Raw genomic sequence first — 22,591 nt, 5'->3', positions numbered from 1 at the left:
AGAATCAGGATTAGGGTTTGTAAATTACCTTGTTAATCAACTTAATGGAAACATGGAAATAACAAGTGAAAAAAGCAAATTTACAACCGTTACTTGTGATATTCCAGTACAACTTTTTTAATTAAAATATTATGATTATTGAAAAAGTTTAATTAGCGCCTTTTCAAGATTTTATCTGAGATTAGAGTATGTTGATTAGATAGGTATAATTTATTAAAGCTAGAGATGAAAAACAATGTTATGTTACTATGGTGAAAGCTTACTGAATAAGCTGTTTATGTTCAATGTGAGATTAAAAATTGATCTCGATAATGTTGAAAAAGCTTTTGCTAAGGAATATCATGGACAGCAAGATACAAGAGAACCTACGCATCCATTGGAAGTAGCATGTATGGTAGCAGACTATATCTTTGAAACTGACACCATTATTACAGCAATATTACATGATACTATCGAAGATACAAGCCTTACAAAAGAAAATATTGCTGAGGCATTTAGTACAAAAATTGCAGAACAGGTTTCTGGTCTTACTAGAATTAGTGGTAATAAAAAAATTCGTTCTAGGCAAATGATTAAAACATTGCGCCTGCAAAATAAAAAAGATTTGTTACTAATTAGCGACCGCCTACATAATATTAAAACTATATCAATAAAACCTTATGATAAAAGACGAAGAATAGTCATTGAAACAGAGCAAGAATTTGTACCTCTTGCTCGATACCTCAAACTACTTAATCTTGGGAAATACTTAAGTAAATATTGCATACTTAGTGCTAGCTAAATCATATGCTTGAATTATATATAAAATATATAAAAAATCTTGCATATTTACTTAATTATGATATTGAAGGATTAATAATTATTAACTTTTAAATGAAATTTTTTAATAAAATCGTTAATAATTATCTAAACTAACTAAAAATTATTATAAGAATGAGTAGATTATATCAGCTTATTAAAAGCAATGAATTAACAAAAGCAGACGTACAAAAATATAAACAAGATCTTAACGATTTAGTTGATCGCTGCTACATCGCTTTACATTGGGCTGCTATTAAAGATAATTCAAAGGCTACTAATCTTCTTGTAGGTTCTGGAGCAGATCTTAATATACAGTCTGTTGAAACAAAATTAACTGCTTTACATATGGCTGCAATAACAGGTAAGGCAAGTAATGCCAGGATTATTATAGATGCAGGTGCAAATTTAGATACAAGAGATAATAATGGAAAAACTGCTTACGATTTAGCTCTTGATAATAATTATATAGATACTGCAAATATAATAACTAAAAAAGATATAATTAAGATCTGTAAAGACACCCAAATATTAGGAATAAAATTGCCATCAGTTGCATTACATTTAGAAGAAAGTAAACTACTGGTGTTAAATACGGATTGCATAGCAAGAATATTAAGTTATATTAACGATAATGATGATCTACAATCATTAAAAGGCGCTTGTACAATTAAAATATATGCAGACGTAATAGAACATAATATAAATATGCAAGCTATAGGAGAATCTGGCGAAGAATTATACGATAATGCACAGTAAATGAATATTTATATTTTAAAAATACTGTTACACCTGAGATATTAATTCAACTCATATTGAATATTGAGTAGTCTATGCTTTAAGAAGTTGATACCATTGACATAGCAATTTCATTTATCGCAGATTTATTTTGCTGCTCCTTATCAAAAATAGTCTTACCAATTTGAGTCCAATGGTCTTGAACAGTTGGATGTTGTATTAAAGTATCTTTAAAATAAACAAAAGCCCCCAAATAAACTATTAGTAGGTAAATGATCTAGCTTTAACAGCTAAACCATCAATTTCTATAAGACGTCTAGTTCGCATTCTACGTTCCTTAACTATATTTCTTTTTTCTTTATTTATATTTTATCTTTTTCTTACACTCTAGTGTAAAAACTAGCATTAAAAGAAGTCTATAAAAAGCCAAGTGGAATAATTGCTGGGTCTGAGGTTACTGATATTGCTTTAAAAAGTTCTCCCATGGCGTGAATAGATGTTAGTCTGTCATATTGTAAATCTAATTTTAAAGCTAAGTTAGGAGTTAGATTCATTTGTTTTAACATATTTACTCTTGATTTAATTCCTAATTTATGTAATAGAAAATTTTGTGACACACTACCAAAGACTGCTAAATTTTCAGCAAAAGCAGTATCTTTTAAGCTCCAAAAGTCAACGTGAGCTGATAAGTCAGCAAATCCTAAATTTTCTAACAATGGATAATATTGATGGTTTTTTATAGCTTGTAAGCTACTATTATATTGATAATTTTTTCGCTTTTCAGGAGGAAAATCATAGCCATAATCAATTATTAAGCATCCACCACCATTTTTTTTTAATAATTTACTAATTGTTTTCATAATTTGATGTTGAGATGGGGAAGTTTCTAATATTCCTCCGCTCGGAGCATTACAATGCAGGTTTAAAAACTTGTTTTCTTTAAAATTAACTTTTAATGTATCAAAATAAAATTTATTATTGCTATCAATTTTTATTACTCTTTCTGACCATTTTATTTGTCCAGATAATTGATTAATATCTTTTATATATTGTTTAATTGGCAAAGCATCAAAAAATTCATTTGCTAGAATAATAGTTGGATAATTACTAACTATATGATTAACAGACTTAACCCATTTTATTGGCACATTAAAACTTAATAAAACATTGTTCTGAATTTTTTTTAGATTTGGATTAATCTCAACAAGAGTAAGATTTATACTATTACTAAACTTTTTTATATGTTTTGTAGCATTAAGAATATCTCGTAATAATGTTCCAGTACCAGGACCGAGTTCCACAAGATGAATTTTTTTGGGAGAGTTAAGTTTATACCATAGATCTACACACCATATTCCTATCATTTCTCCAAACATTTGCGAAATTTCTGGGGCAGTAATAAAATCTCCATCTTTGCCTAAAGGATGTTGAATTCGATAATAAGAGTTATAATTTGATGCCATAACAATAGACATCAAGTTTTCTACTGTTATGCTATTTTCTGAGTGTATAATTTTTTTAATATATTGCTCTATTTTCATAAGTAGAGAATTATTTAATTGTATACAGTATGTTTAGAGTAAGTATACCTAATTACAAAGCTATTTTTAATTAAATCATATTTTGCTTCAAAAGGTTTTTTTTATTCCTAAAACGCATATGATTTCTTTATGACTAAGTATAGCCTAATTTATAGCTCATTATCACATTGCTACTATTAGTTAGTTATAACATCATGTTGTTATTAGATAGAAAAAGAAGGTAAGGGAATAATGAGAACAGAGCATAGAAGACATGATATAAAAAGAGATTTTTAAATAAGATAAAAACTCTTACTCAGGCGGAAATCAAACGATTAGCTATATATAAAAATTTAAAGAGTACATATCTTATGTAAATGGCATACATGCGAATTAATCGAATATTTGTTATATAAATAGAAGAAGTTTTCACTTATATAATCATTAAAGAAATGATTATATAAAGATTATGATGATGTTCAGCACATTATAGTAGATGTATAAATATCATATGTAGAAATATGAAAGCAAATACATAAATATTATCAACAATGAAAAGAAAATTTCAAAGAGAGATAGATAAAGATTTATATAAACTGATAAAATATATTTCAAACACATTTAAAAAATCTTGCTTGGTAGAGGTAAAGTTTTTTCATAACGAGATATAAAAGGTACTAGTACTAAAAAATGTAAAAAATAATATGTAGCAGCTAATCTACTGATTGTTAAATAAGGCTCTTCAGCTGGCTTACCTCCAATATAGCCTAAAACTAAACAGTTAATGATAAATAACCAAAAAGCAATACGATATATTGGTCTATAATTACAACTTCTTACTTTTGCTTGGTCTAACCATGGTAAAAAAAATAATAATAAAATAGATGAAAACATTAGTGTAATCCCACCAAGTTTTGAAGGAACAGCTCTTAAAATTGCATAAAATGGTAAAAAATACCATTCAGGAACAATATGATGTGGAGTTAAAAATGGATCAGCTGGAATATAATTATCAGGGTGACCTAAGTAATTAGGTTGATAAAAGATAAAAAAGGCAAAAACTAAAAAGTAAATACCAAGACCAAAACAGTCCTTTATAGTATAATAAGGATGAAATGGAATAGTATCATGCTTAGATTTAACATCAATTCCAGTTGGATTATTTGAACCATGTACATGAAGTGCTATTAAATGTAGTCCTACTAAAGCGGTAATAATAAAAGGCAGTAGATAATGCAAGGCAAAAAAGCGATTTAAAGTTGGATTAGCAACTGAGAACCCTCCCCATAACCAAATAACGATACTTTTGCCTATTAGTGGAATTGCTGAAAAAAGATTAGTAATTACTGTTGCCCCCCAATAGCTCATTTGCCCCCAAGGTAAAACATATCCCATGAAAGCAGTAGCCATCATACATAAAAAAATCACAATACCAATGTGCCATAATAATTCTCTAGGTGTTTTATATGAGCCGTAATATAATCCCCGAGCTATATGGATATATACCACAGCAAAAAACATTGATGCTCCTACTGAATGTATATAACGTATTAACCAACCATAATTTACATTTCGCATGATATTTTCTACACTATCAAATGCATGGTCAACATGAGGGGTATAATGCATAGCAAGAAAAATACCACTAATAATCTGTATTACCAATGCAATACCAGCAATAGACCCTAAATTCCAAAAGTAATTAAGGTTTTTAGGAGTTTGGTAAGATGTAAAGTGCTTAAGAAATGAAAGTATTGGCAATCTATAGTTAATCCATTCTATTATTGAGTTTTGAGACTTTTTTCTACCACGTGTCATTATTGATTTCCTATAGCTTAGTGTACTTTAACAATATCAACTAGCAAATTACGCTATATAACTTTATTTTCAAGTGCGTTAACTTAAAAAATGATATTTAACCAATTTTAATTTTTTTATCATTAACAAATTGATACGGCGGTATTTCCAAATTTTTAGGTGCTGGACCTTTTCTTATTCTGCCAGAAGTATCATAATGCGAGCCATGACATGGGCAAAACCATCCATTATAATCTCCACTACGATCTGTTGGAATGCAGCCAAGATGTGTACATATTCCTACTACAACTAACCACTGATCATAACCAGGCTTAACTCTAGCCTTATCTTCTTCTGGATCAATTAATTCAGATAAGTTAACTTGTTGAGCTTCTTTTATTTCATCATTAGTTCTATGTTTAATAAATACTGGTTTACCTTGCCAGCTGATTGTCATAGCTTGGCCACACTGAATTTTATCAATATCAACTTCAACAGATGATAAGGCTGAAACATTAGCTGCTGGATTTAATGAATCAATAAAAGGCCATAGACTACTAACTGCTCCAATACTAGCCATACTAGTAGCTGTTAGCACTATGAAATCCCTTCTAGTTACTTTTGAATCATCATTACTTATTGATGAATTTTTTAAATCTTGATTTTTCTTCTTTGATTGTATTGTATTATTAATACTGTTAATTGTATCAGATTTAACAGACTTAATACCCTTATCAATATTACTCATTGTATTAGTAATGTTAATAATAAAACAACTATAATTATTACTTCATTGTTAGAAAAAATCAATAACTTATCAGTTTAGTTAATGATGTTGCTTATTAACTTATCTCATTAAATTGTTCTATTCTTGTTTTTAATTCAGCTTTTTGTTTTGATAGTTCTTTTCTTCTTTCACGTAACATAGCGTTTTCCTGCTCTAATTCAGTTTGCTGCAAAAGTAATCTCGATAATTGCGATTCCATTTCTTTTTGTTCATTAGAATCAAGCTTATTATTTTTAAAGATATGTTGTATTCTTTCATTCTTATTTGCATTATCTATATTTTTTTCAGCATTATTACGTTCTTGATCTAATAATTCTTGCTCTTGCCTGGTTAACTCATCGCATTCACAACTTAAGCCATTTTTTAAGTCGGCTTTTAAAACTTTATCCTGTTCAGCTAATCTTTTAATAAACTCGGCATCAGTATTAATATCTGGGTTACTGCTAATATATGATTTTACATTATTAATTCTTCTTATACATGCCATTATTTCTTGATCTAACAAGCTTTGTTGCTGTAGCAATCTTTCTCTTATTTTTTGCCAATGTTGTTTTCTTTTTTGTAATTCTTTTGAATTAGTAGATAGTATACTAGTATTTGATTCATGAGCATAGTACTGCCCATATTCTTTTTCTAGTTTTGGCCATTCTTGTTTTAGTATTTGAGCTTTTTGATGTAACTCTTGGCTAGTAATAACTAGCTCTACATGAGTAGTATTTCTATAATTTTTGCGTTCTTTTAATTTTTGGACCTGTTGCTGATCATTCTTTATTTCTTGCTGATTCCCCTTTTCAAGCTGTTGATCATGTTCTGTAGGCTCATATTTAGGATGATCACCAAGACATTGCCATAGCTGTGACCATTGTCCATTAGCAAGGTGTGAGGTGCAGTGCTGAGCAATTGCTTTAGCCTCCCCTAATTCATAATTCATTATGTTTGAAAAAACTACTAATTTTTCCTGAACTACCTTATTTGTAAAAATAAGATATACTACTATTATGCTAGTTGTATAGATAGCTAGAGTCCATTTTTTTATAAAAATATAAGGCACCCATGCCATAGGATTTTTAAAAATTCGACCAACATATCTAAATATTGGCTCCGTAAAATATTCAAACCACATTATGTCTTATTTAATTAATTTTGTATTGTTTAAGGTATAGTATCACTTTAGTATGCTAAGCTTAATATATTTTTTTCAATTTAATAAAATATTTTGAGTATTTCGCAAATTAACTACTTAAATATTTAGTGATGATTGTAAATATTGTTAATTAGATATTCTCCTAATAGTATAGAAATCGATAAGAACAACAATGTAATTCCTACTAAAATAAATAGCAAATTTTCAATATTGCTAGAATGTTCAATAATCAAACCAGTAACAATTAGTCCAGGAATGATTAATGGTATAATGATTATTGAGATTAGATAAGAGTTAACGTAAAAGTATGATTGAATAATTGATATTAAAGTGGTTATGCTACAGATTTGAAGTAGTAATAATACACTTGAAAGAAGATTTATAACTTGTATGTAGGTTAAATTATATAATATTGTTATTATTGGTATAGTGAAAAAAAATGGTATAATTACCACAGTAAATAAACCTATTATTTTAGTAATAGCAATATTATAAGTGCTTTCAACAATCAACAAATTATCAAAGCTACCATCTTCTAAATCTTTTTTAAGGCCAAAAACTGAAAGATTTAATATTGCTAGAATATATACTATTAGTGTTATTAATATACCGAAAATTGAAAGATTTTGAGGAGTTGTAATCATTGATAGTGCTAGAATTACTGTTAAAGAATGAATAAATATGTACTGTGGTATAGTATAAACTTTATAGTAGATGTATACTTCATGCTTTAATAAAAGTAATAGCCTATTCATTTTCTATATCGTTCTAGATTAATCTCTAATATGCTTGATAATGGCGAAGGAGAATGCGAAGCCCATAATATTATACCACCAGAGTTAGCCTGTATAGTCACTAAGTTATAAACTAACTGAAGATTTTCTTGGTCTAAGTTAGTTTCAACTTCATCAAGAAGCCATATTTTAGAGTAACATGACATTATGCGAGCTAGAGCTACTTTCTTCTTCATGCCACTAGACAATTTATATACTTTTTCTGATAAAATATTGGTTAATTTAAAATATGTTATTGCAGCTGGAATTAAAGTTACAGAGTCATAAAACTTGGCCCACAGAATTAAATTATCTTCGACAGTTAAATTAAGCTTTAATCCTAATTGATGCCCTAAGTAGCCAAGAAAAGGCCTTTGCAATTTATTAGTTTGTATATTATTAATATAAACTTCGCCAGCTGTTGGCAACTGTATACCACCTATTATTTTTAATAATGAGCTTTTACCAGCTCCATTTTTTCCTCTTATTATTGCTATAGCTCCAGGTAATAAAGTAATATTTAGATTTGAAAATATTACTTCGTTATTATAAAAAGAGAAAAGCGATATGTTTTGGCAAGTAAGCACTGAAATATGACTATATTTAGTTAATTTTTTTAGCTTTTAATATATATAATAATGTAAATTATAAATTCTGATTTTCAATTTTTTGCCAAGTATGTAATAATTCTTCTATTCTATGTTTTGATGTTTCAAGTTCTTTTGAAAGTAACAAAAATTTATCTGGATTACTTTGATAAAGCTGAGAATCAGCTAATTTTGTTTCTAATTCTTTAACTTGGGCTTCCAATTGACTTATTTCATTCGGTATATTATCTAGCATTCTTTGATGCTTGTAGGATAATTTTTTAGAACTTTTTGGAGATTTTGTTATCTTGTTATTGTTTTTAATATTAACAACAGGATGTGTTAACTTAGAGTGATATTTTAGGTAATCTTGATACCCGCCAATAACATTAGCAATATTACCATTTCCTTCAAATACTAATGTGTTAGTGACTAGCCTATTTAAGAAATCACGATCGTGACTAACAACAATGAGCGTGCCAGAATAATCCGATAATATATCCAGCAATGTTTCTATAGTATCAATATCTAAGTCGTTGGTAGGTTCGTCAAGTATTAATAGATTACCAGGTTTAATTAATGATTTTGCTAATAATAAACGAGTAGCTTCTCCTCCAGATAATGTACTAACTTTTGCTGATAACAGTTTTGGATCAAACATGAAGCTTTTTAGATATGCTCCAACATGTATGGTTTTGTCAAATAGAAAGACTTGATCTCCTCCAGCAGGACAAAGTGTTTGTTGCAATGTATAATTAGGATTTAAAGAACTTCTATTCTGATCAAAGTAGGTTGTTTCTAATGTAGTACCATATTCTATTGAACCAGAACTAGGCTTAATATCTTGAGTAAATAATTTTAATAAAGTAGATTTTCCAGTACCATTAGGACCAATTATTCCTATCTTATTGCCTTTAGTGATATTGATGCTGAAATTTTTAATAATAAATTGATTGTTATATTTAAAATATATATTTTCAGCCCGAATGATAAATTTAGCTTCATTAGTTTTGCTATCATTATTATAAAACTCTATCTTTTGTATAGCTAATCTTTGTGAACTAAACCTTAATTGTTCTCGTAATAACTTTAGATTAGATAGTCTTCGTTGGTTTCGTTTACGCCTAGCAGAAATACCCTGATGTAGCCAAAGCTGCTCTGTATTAATTTTCTTACTTAATTTTATAAAATTAGACTCTTCTTGCTCGATAATTTGAGTTTGCCATTGTTCAAAAAATTGAAATCCTTTATTTAACTGATGTAAAATGCTTCTGTCTAACCACCAAACCTTATTACTTATTGCTGTTAGAAATGCTATGTCATGACTAATACAGATTATGCTACCTTTATATGATTTTATATAATCCTCTAGCCATTCAATTGCTTGTATATCTAAATGGTTAGTTGGTTCATCTAGCAATAATATTTCAGCATTTGAAGCTAGGACATTAGCTAATTGAACTTTTCGTAATTGTCCTCCTGAAAGTTTACATAGAGTTTGATTGGAGTCAATTTGTAATTTATCAATAAAAATTTTAGCCTGATAGTGATTTTCTTTATTTGGTATAGATTTGGTAATAAAATCATATACTTTAAGGGATAGATTATTAATAATATTTTGTTGTAGATAGGAAATTTTAGCAGCAAAATGCTTAAATATTTTACCGCTGTTTAATTGATAGTCTGAGTTAATTACCTTCATTAAACTTGATTTACCAGACCCATTTTTACCAATTAGACAAATTTTATCCCCGGGATATAAATAAATATTTAAGTTATTAAAAATTTTCTGGTTAGCAAAAGATAATTCACCATCTTTAATATAATAAACCGGTAATAGCTTCATTTATTATTGTTAGTTTGCTTGATTAAGTTTATATTTTTAAAAAATGAATACAGTTTATTATTATATAATAAGTAAACACTAAAGACTAACATGAATATTTGCAATGAATCAAAAAAACTATTATTAATGTTTTTATTGTAAATGTTATTAGCTTATATAGCTATTTAGGAATTAAAAATGTCAATAAAACATCTAGCTATAATAATGGATGGCAATAGGAGATGGGCTGTATCTAATGGGTTAACAATATTTGATGGCTATAAAAAAGGAGTAGAAATAGCTAAAAAAGTAGTAGATTTGGCTATACAGAAAAAAATTCTACATCTAACGTTGTTTGCACTATCTATAGAAAATTGGAAGCGAGCGCAATCAGAAACTAATTATTTACAAGCATTAATGCAGTCATACTTAGAATCATATGCTAAGAATTACCATGATTATGGTGTTAAATTTACTGTAGTAGGAGAAAAAAAAAGATTAAGTTTAAAGTTACAGCAAGTTATTAAGGAAGTAGAGCTGTTAACTATAAATAATTCAATATTGAATTTATACATAGCTTTTAGTTATAGTGGCCGTTCTGAAATTATGGATGCTTGTAAAAAGATGATAAGTGCTAACGTTAATACTGAAGATATAACAGAACAAGAATTTAGAAAATATCTGTATTCTCCAACTATGCCTGACATTGATTTATTAATTCGTACTAGTGGGGAACAAAGAATTAGCAATTTTTTGCTGTGGCATTTAGTATATAGTGAGTTATATTTTGTTAGTAAATATTGGCCTGATTTTGATGAGGTAGATTTTAATATGGCTTTAGAAGATTATTTAAGACGTAAACGTACTTTTGGATTATCAAAAAAGCAAATTAAGAATGAGTACTGAAAGTCAATTTAGCATTTTTAAATTAAGAGTTTTTTCAAGTGCAGTTATTGCTATATTATTTTTATCAAGTCTCTTATATATTAGATTTTTATTTTATATTTTGATGACTATACTAGCTATAGGAATGATAATGGAATGGCTTAATATGTGTTGGAAAAATCTATCTCTGATAGCATTAGGTTTTTTTGTGATTTTAGTGCCAATTATTTGCCTTATGATTATGCATACAAGACTTGAGTATAGTCTAACTTTAGTTAGCTATTTTTTAATGATATGGTGTACAGATGTTTTTGCTATGTTAGGTGGTAAATATTTTCAAGGACCTAAGTTAGCTTCACGTATTAGCCCTAATAAAACGTGGAGTGGTTTAATTTGTGGTATGAGTACCTCTGGGCTAATTGCATTGATACTATATGTTACTGCTTGTGATCAAGCTTTAATGCATAAAATAAATTCATATTGGTGTGCATTTAGTTTTGGAGCAACAATAGCTATTGTTGCTCAATTAAGTGATTTATTTGTTTCATATTTTAAAAGAAAAGCTAATATAAAAGATAGTGGTAATATTATTCCTGGCCATGGTGGAATATTGGATAGATTTGATAGTATTATCTTTTCTGCTCCATTATTCTTTATGTTAGTGATGATATTATAATGTCAAGAATATTATTTAGTTTTGTCCTTATAGGGTTATTAATTTATTTTTCTTTTCACGCTATTTATGGAAATAGGGGACTAATTTCATATATTGAGTTTAGTAATAATGTTGATAATTCACTTAAAACATTATATAAGCTTAAGTTTGAAAGACTAGAAATTGAGCAACGAGTAGCTTTACTTAGATTGCAGTCTTTAGACTTAGATATGCTTGATGAACAAGTAAGAAAAAAATTAGGATTAGCTCATTCTAATGAAAAAATATTTAGTGTTAAAGAGGGTTAATTTATAATTAAAATACTATGAAAATTCATTTATTTATTAATGATATACCAAATAATATGTCAATTTCGGGGAATTTAGCTATTGATACTGAAGCTATGGGTTTAAACCTGACACGGGATAGGTTATGCTTATTACAATTTTGTCAGGAGGATAATAATAATAATATTGATGATAAAGAAGTTTTTTTAGTTAAGTTCGAAGATAGAAAATACAATTGTCCTAATTTAAAAAAAATTCTAACTGATAATAACAGAGTGAAAATTTTTCATTTTGCTAGGTTTGATTTAGCAGCAATTAACTATTATTTAGGCGTTACTTTAAATAATATTTTTTGTACTCATGTAGCTTCAAAGTTAGTTAGAACATATACAGATTCTCATGGATTAAAGGACCTTTGCAGAGAGTTTCTTGGAGTTCAAATTTCAAAATTATGTCAAAGCTCTGATTGGGGAGCGCAGAACTTCACTAGTGATCAAGAGCAATATGCAGCAAAGGATGTAGTGTATCTGCATAGAATTAAGAACATTTTAGAAAAAATGCTAATTCGAGAGCAGAGATTTAATATAGCACAAAAAATATTTCAGTTTTTACCAACTAGAGCTGAACTAGATATTATTGGTTGGCAAAATATAGATATTTTAAGTCATTAAAGTTTTATAGAATTATGCTATAATAATAGGCATGAATGTATTTTTAGTTCTAATGCTGAAATAAAGTTATCTTAAGAATAATAAAATTAGTAAAAAAAATGACAGTACAATGTATGAGTACAGCTCAAGTTTATGATAAAAACAATATTTTTGCTCAAATTCTTCGTCGGGAGCTAAATTCTAGTATCGTATATGAAGATGATAAGGTTTTAGCTTTTCATGATATTAATCCAGTTGCTTTAACTCACATACTAATTATTCCTAAGGGGGAATATATTGATTACTGTGATTTTTTATCTAAAGCTTCTTCTGAAGATATTTACCATTATTTTTCCACTATTAATAAAATAGTAAAAAGCTTTAAATTTGACCAAAATGGATTTAAGTTAGTTACTCATAATGGTAAGGGTGGTGGACAGGAAATTCCGCATTTTCATACCCATATTATTTCAAATCAACAAATTGAGTCAAATTAGTATCATTTTCATATAAGATATTTCATCGCAATGCAAAACATTCATACTAGTTAATAGCCCACACGCTATTGCTAAATCAAAATGACTTCCTTCTTTAACTAGATCGCTGGAGTTAAATTAACTAATATTTTCTTAGCTGGTAATGCTCTAACCCATAGAAGCTATAGCAGCTTTTACTCTTTCCATTGGCTTCTGTAACGATTTTATCTGCCAGTACTACATATTGTAAAACATGGTATTTCAGTAGAAATTTTTACCTGTATGTCAAAGAATGCCAATACCATTCCATGTTAAACTTGAAATTCATGTTACACATATTACTGCATCAATTTAATTCTTTTGTCAGCTTATGTTAAGTGATATAATCTCCTTATATTAGGATAACACTATGCATTATAGTATCGAATAATATCTAAGTATATACTAGATTAAAATACAAAGTTTAAACTGATAAAAAAAACAGCAAGCAAATTGCAGAATCTTGATTAATTAAATGCTATAACTCTAAAATTAATGGTTGTTATCTTTAGTAAAGCTAATGATATATCTCATGTCCTGAATTAACCAAGCATATTGTTTATTATTTTGTTAAAGGCTATTTAAAATAAGAATTATTTTCTGATTTTTGTAATTGAAGATTTAACTGGTATAATGAAAGAAAAATAAACTCTTGCCTTTAATTAAAAAAATTCAACTATGTAGTGTTAAATTATTGAAATTATATTTAGTATTAAAATGTTCTTTTAGATCTTGAATATACAAGATATATCAATCGCTAGGTATAGAATATGCTTTTTTTATTCATATATTTCTTAGTTTGCTTATTGCTTTCCTTCTATTAATTTTAAATTTCTAATTCAATACTGAGTTTTCTCATATTCCTTAAGAGAGATTAATAAATAGTAACCTTGAATTACATTTGATAATTATTGTGATACTCTGTTTTGCTACATAATTCAGATAGTGATAATATTAATATTACACAAAATATATTATTCACTTCAAATTGGCAGTTGTTTTTATGAAAAAATCAATTTGTAATGCTAGACAATAAAAGTTCTATATGATGATAATAGAACAAAAAAACTGTAAGTAACAGTATAATGTGTTTATCTCTTTATTTTAGGGAATAAATAAAATTAATCTAAGAAACGATAATATTGACTAAATAACTTATGCTAACTGGAAAAATACCAAATATTCTAACAGCTATTAGAATTATTATAATACCCATGATAATAATAACTTTTTATTTTGACGATATTATTTTTTCTCGTCAAATAGCAGCTGCTTTATTCATTATTGCCGGAATAACAGATTTTTTTGACGGATATATAGCTAGAAAATTCAACCTACATAGTAGTTTTGGTAGAATGCTGGATCATATTGCTGATAAGTTATTGGTTGGCAGCATTATTATAATGGTAGTAAAATTTAGGAAAGCTCAAGAATTACCTTGTTTATTAATTCTATGTCGAGAATTTTTGGTAGCTGGTATGAGGGAATTTTTAAGCCAAATCAAAGTTAGTATTCCAGTATCTAGGCTTGCAAAAATAAAAACTGCATGTCAAATTTCGGCTTTAACAATCTTACTGTTAGGGTCTAAAGGATCAGGCATTACAATGCTAGATACATTAGGTCAAATTACTCTATGGATAGCAGCAATCCTAACTATTATTACTGGATATTCTTATTTAAAAGCATGTATTAAATATTTTTAACTTTATTATTAAAGCATTAAATTAAGAAAAACTAATGTTTTTTTCTTTATTATGCATATTTAATGCAGAATATTAAATATTAGTATTATAGCTATGAGAATTATAGGGCTAGAGCAAGCGAAATAACTGGAATGATATTAAATAGAGCAGCTGCTCTAGTAATGATTACTTAGAAGTAAGATTGCAAATGAAAGTATTGATGTTTAAAATTTTAGTATACAAAAGTAAAAGGCCAGCAGCATGTTTGAAGACCTTGTAAAAGAAAAGAGATCAATTGTAATTTTTTTAGTATAACATCAAGTATATTGATGTGATTGAGAATAGTAATCAATTATAAGCTATACTAGTGAATTAATTTCATTTGGAATACTATTTAATGCAGCTACCAGGTTACTATGATAGTTTATTTGTTTTTTTTATGAATATAATCCTATAAAAAAGGATATAATAGAGCTATACTTTTTTTATTAATGATAGTAATCTTGTAAGCTACCTTCAAGCTGATCAATTTTCATTTTTTTTAGAAAATACGCTTGCTTTTGAACAAGTTGCCATTACTAATGGCTAGGAAAGTAATATAAAGCCTATCGAACGAAGATTAAAAATTAAAAACCTACCCCAATTTTAGGATCCCAAACTCCTCAAAATTAGCCATTTTATAAATTTTATGTAAAGGATTACATTTAAGCTTTTGTGCATAAAAATACTTATTTAAATTTTGGCTTTTTTATACATCTATTAACGCTGCATCCTGTTGCTGCTACTCCTATGCTTTTTGCGTTCAACAAAAGAATTTTGTACTGTACTACTTTCTGCCTTCATTAAGAGCTTTCTCTACACCGCGTGCAAATGCTTGTATATCATACTCTTTCAAATACTCATCTCCATTGTATTTATCATTACCTTTAATACATTCTCTGAAAAAATCAATTAATGTCTGCAGCCAACGCATAAATTGAACTTTCCAACTTACACGCATTCTTTGCCCCTTAGGTTTAAATAGATCAAGATATTGCTTCTCAAAGGCCTTCATTTTCTCTCTCTGTTCTGAAGTTAAAGGTGGTAATTTTGCCTTAATATGTGACATACTACTCTGCACTACATGATCTAAATTATTATTTGGACTCATATAAACTCCTTATAAACTATTTAATATCATAATATGATATCACTACTAATAAAATATTCAAAAAAATTTTCTTACTTTATTTCTATCACAATTTTTAGCTATATTTCTTGAATTTTTTTATATTATCAAATAGGGTATCTTTAATAACTATTTATAGTTAAAAATCCATTTTTGTTTAGTTTAGGCTGTTTTTCTATTAAAAGATTAGTTATATAGATATATAATCTTCTTATAATAACTACTTTGTTTCAGTGTTAATTTTTTTTAACATAAGTTCTATAGCAGAGCTTATTTTGCTTCTATCGTATAATATCGAATAAGCACACTCAATAACATGACAACTAAGGTTTAGCCTAATTGTTAGTGGATATAAGATTTTAGCAGCTTTAATTCCTTCTACTAAATTTTCATTAGTATTAGAGTTTAAATCAGAATAATATTCCTGTTGACCTAATTCATAACCAAATTGTGTATTACGAGAAGTAAGTGCATAACTGGTTAATATTAGATCTCCTATTACTGCAAACTCACTAATATCTGGATTAGGGCTACCAGCTGCTTTTGCAAATGCATAAATTTCCTTTATTCCTTGAGTTATAACAGACGCTTTACAGTTTTGGCCATATTGCTTAGCAATAATAATACCAGTAATAATAGCGATGATATTTTTAAATGCGCTAGCTACTTGAATTGTAATAATGTCTTCAGTAGTACTGGTGATAACGTTAGTGCTGTGAAATAATGCAGCTCCCTTAAGTTGCACTTCTTTTTTGATAGCAGCAATTGTAAGAGCACATGGTAGTCCTTGTGCAACTTCGCTAGCTAAATTTGGTCCAGCAACAATAAATAAAGGATTATCAACTAAATAATCTTTAACTACATTACTTAATAATTTAGCATGATTATGATCAAATCCTTTTGATGCAATTCCGATAATTGTACTATTAGATATTCTATGTTGTTTTAAATTTTCAATAGTAGCTCTAACTTGATCTGATGGTGTAACAATAATGATTACTTTCTGATCAACGATATCTGAAAAATCTGTAGTGGCTCTAATTATATCTGGTAATATGATATCATGCAGGTATTTTTTATTAGTATGTAGCTGATTAATTTCCTGAGCATGGTCTAGGTGTCGAGTATATAATGTTACTATATGATTATTACGAGCTAAAAGCATTGCTATTGCTGTTCCCCAAGCTCCAGCTCCTATTACTGCAATTTTCATGTTTGAAATAATTTTAGTTGCTAAATATTGTATTTAAGAATTGTTAATTTACTATTTCGCCAATCATATTATCATTATTGATATTAGTTAGTTTAACATTGACTATTTCGCCAATTTTTTGCTTAGTAGTAATATAAGTTGGAATAAAATTTTCGCTATGACCAAATTGCTCTTTTTCTGTTAGAACTTTAACTATTTTCCCAACTTGCTGTTGAAAAAATAAATGTAACTGTTTTTTTCCTTCATCACGTAATAATTGCGCTCTTTTTTTTCTGATATATTTTTTCACTTTAGGCATTTTACTAGCTGGAGTATTTTCCCTTTCTGAATAAGGGAAAACATGTAAATATTGAAGGCCAGTTTCTGTAATTAAGTGTAAACTATTATTAAACATATCTTCAGTTTCAGTAGGAAATCCAGCTATTATATCAGCTCCAAACGACACATCTGGTATAATTTGACGCAGCTTATGACAAAATTCTACTATTTGTTCTCTGGTATGACGTCGTTTCATACGTTTTAGTATCATATTATCTCCTGCTTGTAAACTGATATGAAAATGTGGCATTAAGCGTGGTTCGCTAGTCATCAATTGAAACAATTCTTGATCAATTTCGGCTATATCTATAGAAGATAATCGTACTCTTGGTAAGGCTGGTACTAACATTAAAACACGTTTTATCATTTGAGCTAATGTAGGTGATCCTGGCAGATCAGCTCCATAAGCAGTTAAGTCTATGCCTGTAAAAACTATTTCTTTGTATCCTTGATCAACAAGAAGCTGAATTTGCTGAGTTATTAGTCCTATTGGCACAGATCTGCTATTACCTCGAGCATATGGTATTATACAAAATGTACAGCGATGATTACATCCATTTTGCACCTGTATAAAAGCTCTGGTTTTGCCATCGAAATTGCTAATCATATGAGAAGCAGTTTCTTTAATTGACATAATATCATTTACTTGAATTTTATTTTCATCAAACTGATAAAATTCAGAATATAGTTTTTCCTTATTACCAAGTATCTTATCTACTTGTGACATTTGACTAAATAAAGCAGGGTTGTTTTGAGCTGCACAACCAGTAACAATAATCCTAACATTAGGATTTTCTCGTTTTGCTTTTCTAATAGCTTGCTTAGCCTGTCTCTCAGCTTCTTGAGTTACAGTACAGGTATTAAATACTATAACATTATCAAGATTAGTAATTTTTAAATTCTGTTTAATAATCTCACTTTCATATGCATTTAAGCGACAACCAAATGTTATTACTTTATTGTTATAAGTACTGACTTTATCTTCATTCATTTTAATTATTACGATGGTAGAATTATCCAGTAATATTTAATACTACTTTACTGAGATTATCAATCTATCTATAGTTTTTAAATTTGAATTATATTGTATAGGATGATAACTATAGCCATATATAAAATATCAAAAGAAATTTATATGAATAGTATAGAAGAACTTTTTTAAGATAGTAACAATCTAGAATGTAAGGAATAAATTTCTTAACCTTACCTCTCTTGATTATAAATCAGCATTATTATTTCATTATTACCAGAAAGCTAGGCAATATTCTTTGTAGAAATAAAATCCATAAATACAGATCCTAAGGATTTAATTGCTGCTAATAAGTTATTATTACTTATATTTTAGGTATTTCATCGAAATATTCAGGGCTTCCATAATCTTTTTCTAAAACTTTTTTTTAAGCTAACTTGTAAATTATCAGTTTACTTTTTGAATATTGCTAGAAGTTACAAAGTTTATTAAAATTCTAGCTTCTTTTTTTGTGGATTCAGATACTCCATCTTTCTCGTTAAAGAGCTAATTCGCCTTAATGCAAGCCTTATGCTCTGTGCGCTGAATAGTTTGAATTTTATTGATCATTATTGCCTGTAAGATTACAGAGTTTATGGCTAATTTTCAATAGCTTGTAACATTTTTTGCTTATTAGATTTTAATATTACTATACTCACATGTTGCATTTATCATCTTCATTCTTCGTGATCTTCATTATTATCATGTTCTTTTATGATCCTTGGTGCCCAAAGTTCTTTAGCTTCTTTAGTGCTACACTGTATTCATATATTTATCAAGTACATCAATTATGAATAAATCTACATAATCATTATCATTACCAATACAAGTAGAAAGTCTTTGAAAACTGCTAGGATATATAAAATGCCCATCTTTTGTTTGGCATATATAAATAAGGATTTAGAGCTAATAATCTCCTTTTGTTGTCATATAATTACGCAAGGATTTGAAAAAAAATGCATTGCAACTATTATAATCAAACTTATCCTCACCAAAAAAGATATTATTACTATAATTGAGTTAGGCTTTATAAAAAAAAATACCTTAATTTTGTTAAAAATGTGAGTTTTAGATTAGATATGATTATTAAAATTTGTGAATAACTTATCTCTAAGATTCTAGTGGTTTCTTAGTTAGATAAGCATAAATTATTAATCTATTTAGAAATGTTACATTTTTCTTATTAATACCCTTTAAATATATAAGCTTGTTCAGAAACTTATATATTATCCTTTCCACCTCTAAATAACAATGCTTAAACTGTTCAATCTTAAACTCAGGTTCTTTATTTTTAAATCTCCGATATCTAATTCTCATAATTTAAAACTGAGGTTTTTAATAATAGTTCTCTAGCAACAGGTAGTTTTTTTCTTATTAGGATATATTTATTAAAAAAGTAAGCCGTTAAATTAAAAGCAGCTTGAATTTCATGAGTACTTTCTGGCTTACAATTACAATTAATTAAAAATTGGGGCAATAATAACAATTTATGCTTGTATGCCTCTCCAATAGCTGCAGATATTGCTTGCCCTGATTTAGGGGAAACATAAATTAGATTTTTTGTACTGTTAGTTACTCCACACCTATTTAAATTAAGACTATATCCAGCCTCTTTTAAAATTAAAAGCTCAAAATTGATATAATTTTTAATGTTAATATCATTTATTGATTCTAAATTTGTTAACCATTCTTTGAATAAATTTACATGTGACTCTCTTTCTTTAAATGAATATAGAGTTAGTTCAATCAAGCTTTGAATATAAAATAGATTGTATTTATTAGACATAATTAGGTGGGAATAAGACTTAATTAGCTCGCAGTTTATAATACCTAAATGTTCATCTAAGCGTGCATTCCAGTAAAAATTTACTATATTACCTACTTGATAGGTAATAATATTTCTCTTGCTATGTGTATTTTTTATAATTCCAGAAAAAATGCCGTACGATTGAGTTAATACTGTTATAATTGCTAAACTTTCTTTGATATTTCTTTTCTTTAAAATTATTGCTTTGTCTCTAATATTCATAAAATAAACATTAGTAATATTTAGTTAATTTGCAAAATAATAATGTCATCACTTAACATTTTTTTTACTAAAAACTATAGACTGCAAAAAGAAGTATAGAAAAGTTAATTTTTCTTAACTTATAAACTTCGTAAAATCTACTATTAGCGTATGTGTTAATTAATTTAGTTAATATTCAACCTTAACTGTAACTGTATAAGAATTGTTTGTCAATATTGCTAACAGGTTTAAAAAATCACAAGTAATATTACATCGCAAATTTTAAACTAGAAATTAAATTTTTAATTTAACAACTAAAATTTAGAATTGATAAACTCTATATCTAAATCTTAAATTAAGGAGATTTTTAAGCTCAAATTAAATGTTACAAAATTATTACAAAAAGTTTGCTATAAAACGAAAGTCATAATATTAGGTCAATAATTTAACTAAAAAATTGATAGAGTATAAGTTGATTATTTTTTATAAAACATGGAGGAATTGAGTATGCCAGCAGTAAAATTTACAATAGTAGAGTTAAGAAAAATTGAGATTCCAAGTGAAGGTAGAGTAATATACAGAGATGAATGTGAGAAAGGACTTATACTGTTAGTGTTATATGGAGAAAGCAAGATTTTTATTTAGAAAAAAGTCTTAGAGGAGTTACAAGAAGAATAAAGATAGGGGCATTTCCAGATTTATCGATAGGTTATGCAAGGCAAGAGGCAAGAAGATTAAAGACATTAATAGCAAAAGGAATAAATCCAAATGAAGAGAAACGTAAACAATATATGGAAGACAAAAAGCAGCGTATATTAAATAGAGAAGAGAGAAAAGCTAGTGAGCTAACGTTCGAAGAATTACATAATAAATATATCAATGAATATAGTAAGATATATAATTGAAAGAATTGTTGCTATAATAATAAGGATCAAAACATTTATACCATAGGAAATATCAGATATTAAGAAAGTAGATATTCAAAAAATCTTTAATGATATAACAAAAGAAGGAAAATATGTTACAGCAAATAGATTTCTTATAATTTAAGACTATCTTCAACTATGCAATAAAATATGAATTAATGGAAAAGAATCCTACGCAAGGAATAGAAAGGAATAAAGAGCAATCGAGAGAGAGATATATAACAAAAGAAGAAATGGTAAGGTTTAGGCAAGTATTAAATGAAGAAAAGAACGAGTTAATCAAGGATTTTATTTTAATATTGTTATATACAGGAGTTAGAAAAACTAATGTATTAGAGATGGAATGGAAAGATATAAGTATTGCTGAAGAAGTGTGGAATATACCAAAAACTAAGAATGGAAAGCCACAAAATGTAGCACTAACGAAAGAGGTAATAGAAATCTTGAAAAAGAGAAAATTAGAATCTAAAAGTAAATGGGTGCTACAAAGTGATACTAGCAAAAGCGGACATTTAGAGCATCCATATAGAGCATGGTATAAAATTTGTCAAAAGGCTAGCATGGAAAATTTAAGAATACACGACCTAAGAAGGACATTTGCAACTTGGATGGTAGATGAGGGTGTAAGTCCTTATGTAATGCGTGTAGTATTGAATCATGGTAGTATACACTCAACGAGTATTTATGCTAGAGCTAATTTAGGATTAGTGCGGCAGTATATGTCTAAAGTTACACAAATGATGAATGAATGTACTGGAAGTTCTGTATTATAGACTGACTAATAGTGTACGAGCACGTTAATGTAACCTGTGCAGGTACTATCTGCGTTTGAAGATATTTAGCTGATTTAAATATTATATTAGTAAAATAAGTTTTCTCATGCTACAATCATAGCTGCAGGTGATTATGCAAAAGTTATATTGGTCATTATCAAGACCATTGAAATATATGGGCTTAAGTATAGATGAGTGGAGTGTAGTACTAGCTGGGGTAATTCCGGGAATAGTATTATTAAATAGCAGTCATATTAAACTAGGCTTATTGTCTATAGTTACAGGTGCTATATTATGTTATAGCTTTAAGAAATTTAAAAAGGTTTCAGAATATTTTTTGTTAAAGAGTTTTTTAGTAGCCAAAGGTTATTACCAAACCAATAAGTTATTTAGGATTGCTAAATAAAAAAGTTGGTAAATAGTGAATCATCTCTTTAAGCAAAATGCTGTACAAGAGTTAGTAAGATATAATAAGGTCTTGCTGGTAATTACTGTATTACTGGCAGTATCCAATATAATTGCAATAATGACTG

22 protein-coding genes and 2 pseudogenes are annotated in these 22,591 nt (G+C 27.9%); 12 read left to right on the top strand and 12 right to left on the bottom strand.

Annotated elements, in window-relative coordinates; all coding sequences use genetic code 11:
• Nucleotides 1–235: 235 nt before the first annotated feature.
• Nucleotides 236–781: an HD domain-containing protein gene (locus tag OCHUTO_RS03565; RefSeq protein WP_045797443.1), complete on the top strand. Its 546-nt coding sequence runs from the start codon at nucleotides 236–238 to the stop codon at nucleotides 779–781.
• A gap of 152 nt (nucleotides 782–933) precedes the next feature.
• Complete coding sequence (locus OCHUTO_RS03560) at nucleotides 934–1,557, top strand: ankyrin repeat domain-containing protein (protein WP_045797442.1); 624 nt, start codon at nucleotides 934–936, stop codon at nucleotides 1,555–1,557.
• A gap of 115 nt (nucleotides 1,558–1,672) precedes the next feature.
• Here OCHUTO_RS03560 and OCHUTO_RS05405 read toward each other — a convergent pair.
• From OCHUTO_RS05405 to OCHUTO_RS03520, 8 genes and pseudogenes are all read right to left on the bottom strand, one after another.
• A pseudogene (locus OCHUTO_RS05405) lies at nucleotides 1,673–1,863 on the bottom strand (conjugal transfer protein TraD); the annotation flags it as partial.
• Between the two features lie 89 nt (nucleotides 1,864–1,952).
• Entirely contained in the window at nucleotides 1,953–3,077 is a 1,125-nt protein-coding gene (locus OCHUTO_RS03550) for a class I SAM-dependent methyltransferase (RefSeq protein WP_045797441.1), read from the bottom strand.
• Between the two features lie 600 nt (nucleotides 3,078–3,677).
• A complete protein-coding gene (locus tag OCHUTO_RS03545) occupies nucleotides 3,678–4,874 on the bottom strand; it encodes a cytochrome b (protein ID WP_045797440.1) in 1,197 nt (398 codons plus the stop codon).
• A 97-nt stretch (nucleotides 4,875–4,971) separates the two neighbouring features.
• The gene (gene petA / locus OCHUTO_RS03540; protein ID WP_084215388.1) at nucleotides 4,972–5,601 is read right to left on the bottom strand and encodes a ubiquinol-cytochrome c reductase iron-sulfur subunit; all 630 of its coding nucleotides are present in this window, start codon (nucleotides 5,599–5,601) and stop codon (nucleotides 4,972–4,974) included.
• A 94-nt stretch (nucleotides 5,602–5,695) separates the two neighbouring features.
• Nucleotides 5,696–6,763 carry a DUF2670 domain-containing protein gene (locus OCHUTO_RS03535; RefSeq protein WP_045797439.1) on the bottom strand — a complete coding sequence of 356 codons (1,068 nt, stop codon included), beginning with the start codon at nucleotides 6,761–6,763 and terminating at the stop codon, nucleotides 5,696–5,698.
• 125 nt (nucleotides 6,764–6,888) lie between these two features.
• Nucleotides 6,889–7,539, bottom strand: coding sequence for a heme exporter protein B (locus OCHUTO_RS03530; protein WP_045797438.1), 651 nt, complete (start codon nucleotides 7,537–7,539; stop codon nucleotides 6,889–6,891).
• Nucleotides 7,536–8,144, bottom strand: a complete 609-nt coding sequence (gene ccmA, locus OCHUTO_RS03525) for a heme ABC exporter ATP-binding protein CcmA (protein ID WP_045797437.1) — start codon at nucleotides 8,142–8,144, stop codon at nucleotides 7,536–7,538. Before ccmA ends, OCHUTO_RS03530 begins: the two co-directional genes overlap by 4 nt.
• A gap of 58 nt (nucleotides 8,145–8,202) precedes the next feature.
• On the bottom strand, nucleotides 8,203–9,990 hold the full coding sequence (locus OCHUTO_RS03520) for an ABC-F family ATP-binding cassette domain-containing protein (protein ID WP_045797436.1): 1,788 nt from the start codon (nucleotides 9,988–9,990) through the stop codon (nucleotides 8,203–8,205).
• Between the two features lie 177 nt (nucleotides 9,991–10,167).
• On the opposite strand from OCHUTO_RS03520, the gene uppS reads away from it, so the two are divergent.
• The 6 genes from uppS to pgsA all read left to right on the top strand — a co-directional run bounded on the left by uppS (nucleotide 10,168) and on the right by pgsA (nucleotide 14,664).
• A complete protein-coding gene (gene uppS / locus OCHUTO_RS03515) occupies nucleotides 10,168–10,875 on the top strand; it encodes a polyprenyl diphosphate synthase (RefSeq protein WP_045797435.1) in 708 nt (235 codons plus the stop codon).
• Nucleotides 10,865–11,530 carry a phosphatidate cytidylyltransferase gene (locus OCHUTO_RS03510; RefSeq protein WP_045797434.1) on the top strand — a complete coding sequence of 222 codons (666 nt, stop codon included), beginning with the start codon at nucleotides 10,865–10,867 and terminating at the stop codon, nucleotides 11,528–11,530. The genes uppS and OCHUTO_RS03510 overlap by 11 nt, the downstream gene beginning before the upstream one ends.
• Nucleotides 11,530–11,817, top strand: a complete 288-nt coding sequence (locus tag OCHUTO_RS03505) for an FtsB family cell division protein (RefSeq protein ID WP_045797433.1) — start codon at nucleotides 11,530–11,532, stop codon at nucleotides 11,815–11,817. The genes OCHUTO_RS03510 and OCHUTO_RS03505 overlap by 1 nt, the downstream gene beginning before the upstream one ends.
• 17 nt (nucleotides 11,818–11,834) lie before the next feature.
• Nucleotides 11,835–12,467 (top strand): ribonuclease D, encoded by a 633-nt coding sequence (locus OCHUTO_RS03500; protein ID WP_045797432.1) that lies wholly within the window; start codon nucleotides 11,835–11,837, stop codon nucleotides 12,465–12,467.
• Between the two features lie 98 nt (nucleotides 12,468–12,565).
• On the top strand, nucleotides 12,566–12,943 hold the full coding sequence (locus OCHUTO_RS03495) for an HIT domain-containing protein (RefSeq protein WP_232296981.1): 378 nt from the start codon (nucleotides 12,566–12,568) through the stop codon (nucleotides 12,941–12,943).
• A 1,175-nt stretch (nucleotides 12,944–14,118) separates the two neighbouring features.
• Complete coding sequence (pgsA, locus tag OCHUTO_RS03490; protein ID WP_045797431.1) at nucleotides 14,119–14,664, top strand: CDP-diacylglycerol--glycerol-3-phosphate 3-phosphatidyltransferase; 546 nt, start codon at nucleotides 14,119–14,121, stop codon at nucleotides 14,662–14,664.
• 805 nt (nucleotides 14,665–15,469) lie between these two features.
• Here pgsA and OCHUTO_RS03485 read toward each other — a convergent pair.
• The 4 genes from OCHUTO_RS03485 to recO form a co-directional block, all read right to left on the bottom strand.
• On the bottom strand, nucleotides 15,470–15,793 hold the full coding sequence (locus OCHUTO_RS03485; protein WP_052694646.1) for a hypothetical protein: 324 nt from the start codon (nucleotides 15,791–15,793) through the stop codon (nucleotides 15,470–15,472).
• A gap of 238 nt (nucleotides 15,794–16,031) precedes the next feature.
• Nucleotides 16,032–17,024, bottom strand: a complete 993-nt coding sequence (locus OCHUTO_RS03480) for an NAD(P)H-dependent glycerol-3-phosphate dehydrogenase (protein ID WP_045797430.1) — start codon at nucleotides 17,022–17,024, stop codon at nucleotides 16,032–16,034.
• 43 nt (nucleotides 17,025–17,067) lie between these two features.
• Nucleotides 17,068–18,333, bottom strand: a complete 1,266-nt coding sequence (gene mtaB / locus OCHUTO_RS03475) for a tRNA (N(6)-L-threonylcarbamoyladenosine(37)-C(2))-methylthiotransferase MtaB (RefSeq protein WP_045797429.1) — start codon at nucleotides 18,331–18,333, stop codon at nucleotides 17,068–17,070.
• A gap of 1,324 nt (nucleotides 18,334–19,657) precedes the next feature.
• Nucleotides 19,658–20,380 (bottom strand): DNA repair protein RecO, encoded by a 723-nt coding sequence (gene recO, locus OCHUTO_RS03465; protein ID WP_045797427.1) that lies wholly within the window; start codon nucleotides 20,378–20,380, stop codon nucleotides 19,658–19,660.
• Nucleotides 20,381–20,866: 486 nt separating this feature from the next.
• Between recO and OCHUTO_RS06555 the strand changes: the two genes are divergently transcribed.
• The 4 genes and pseudogenes from OCHUTO_RS06555 (at nucleotide 20,867) to OCHUTO_RS03455 (ending at nucleotide 22,480) form a co-directional block, all read left to right on the top strand.
• The gene (locus tag OCHUTO_RS06555) at nucleotides 20,867–21,004 is read left to right on the top strand and encodes a hypothetical protein (RefSeq protein ID WP_232296980.1); all 138 of its coding nucleotides are present in this window, start codon (nucleotides 20,867–20,869) and stop codon (nucleotides 21,002–21,004) included.
• Nucleotides 20,977–21,264: an Arm DNA-binding domain-containing protein gene (locus tag OCHUTO_RS06550; protein ID WP_306305444.1), complete on the top strand. Its 288-nt coding sequence runs from the start codon at nucleotides 20,977–20,979 to the stop codon at nucleotides 21,262–21,264. The genes OCHUTO_RS06555 and OCHUTO_RS06550 overlap by 28 nt, the downstream gene beginning before the upstream one ends.
• Nucleotides 21,265–21,443: 179 nt before the next feature.
• A complete protein-coding gene (locus OCHUTO_RS06545; RefSeq protein WP_232296979.1) occupies nucleotides 21,444–22,058 on the top strand; it encodes a site-specific integrase in 615 nt (204 codons plus the stop codon).
• Nucleotides 22,059–22,191: 133 nt separating this feature from the next.
• Nucleotides 22,192–22,480, top strand: a pseudogene (locus OCHUTO_RS03455) (hypothetical protein).
• The last annotated feature ends 111 nt before the right edge of the window (nucleotides 22,481–22,591 follow it).

The organism is Orientia chuto str. Dubai (assembly GCF_000964595.1).
GTDB lineage: Bacteria > Pseudomonadota > Alphaproteobacteria > Rickettsiales > Rickettsiaceae > Orientia > Orientia mediorientalis.
This window is presented reverse-complemented; position numbering and strand designations above follow the sequence as displayed.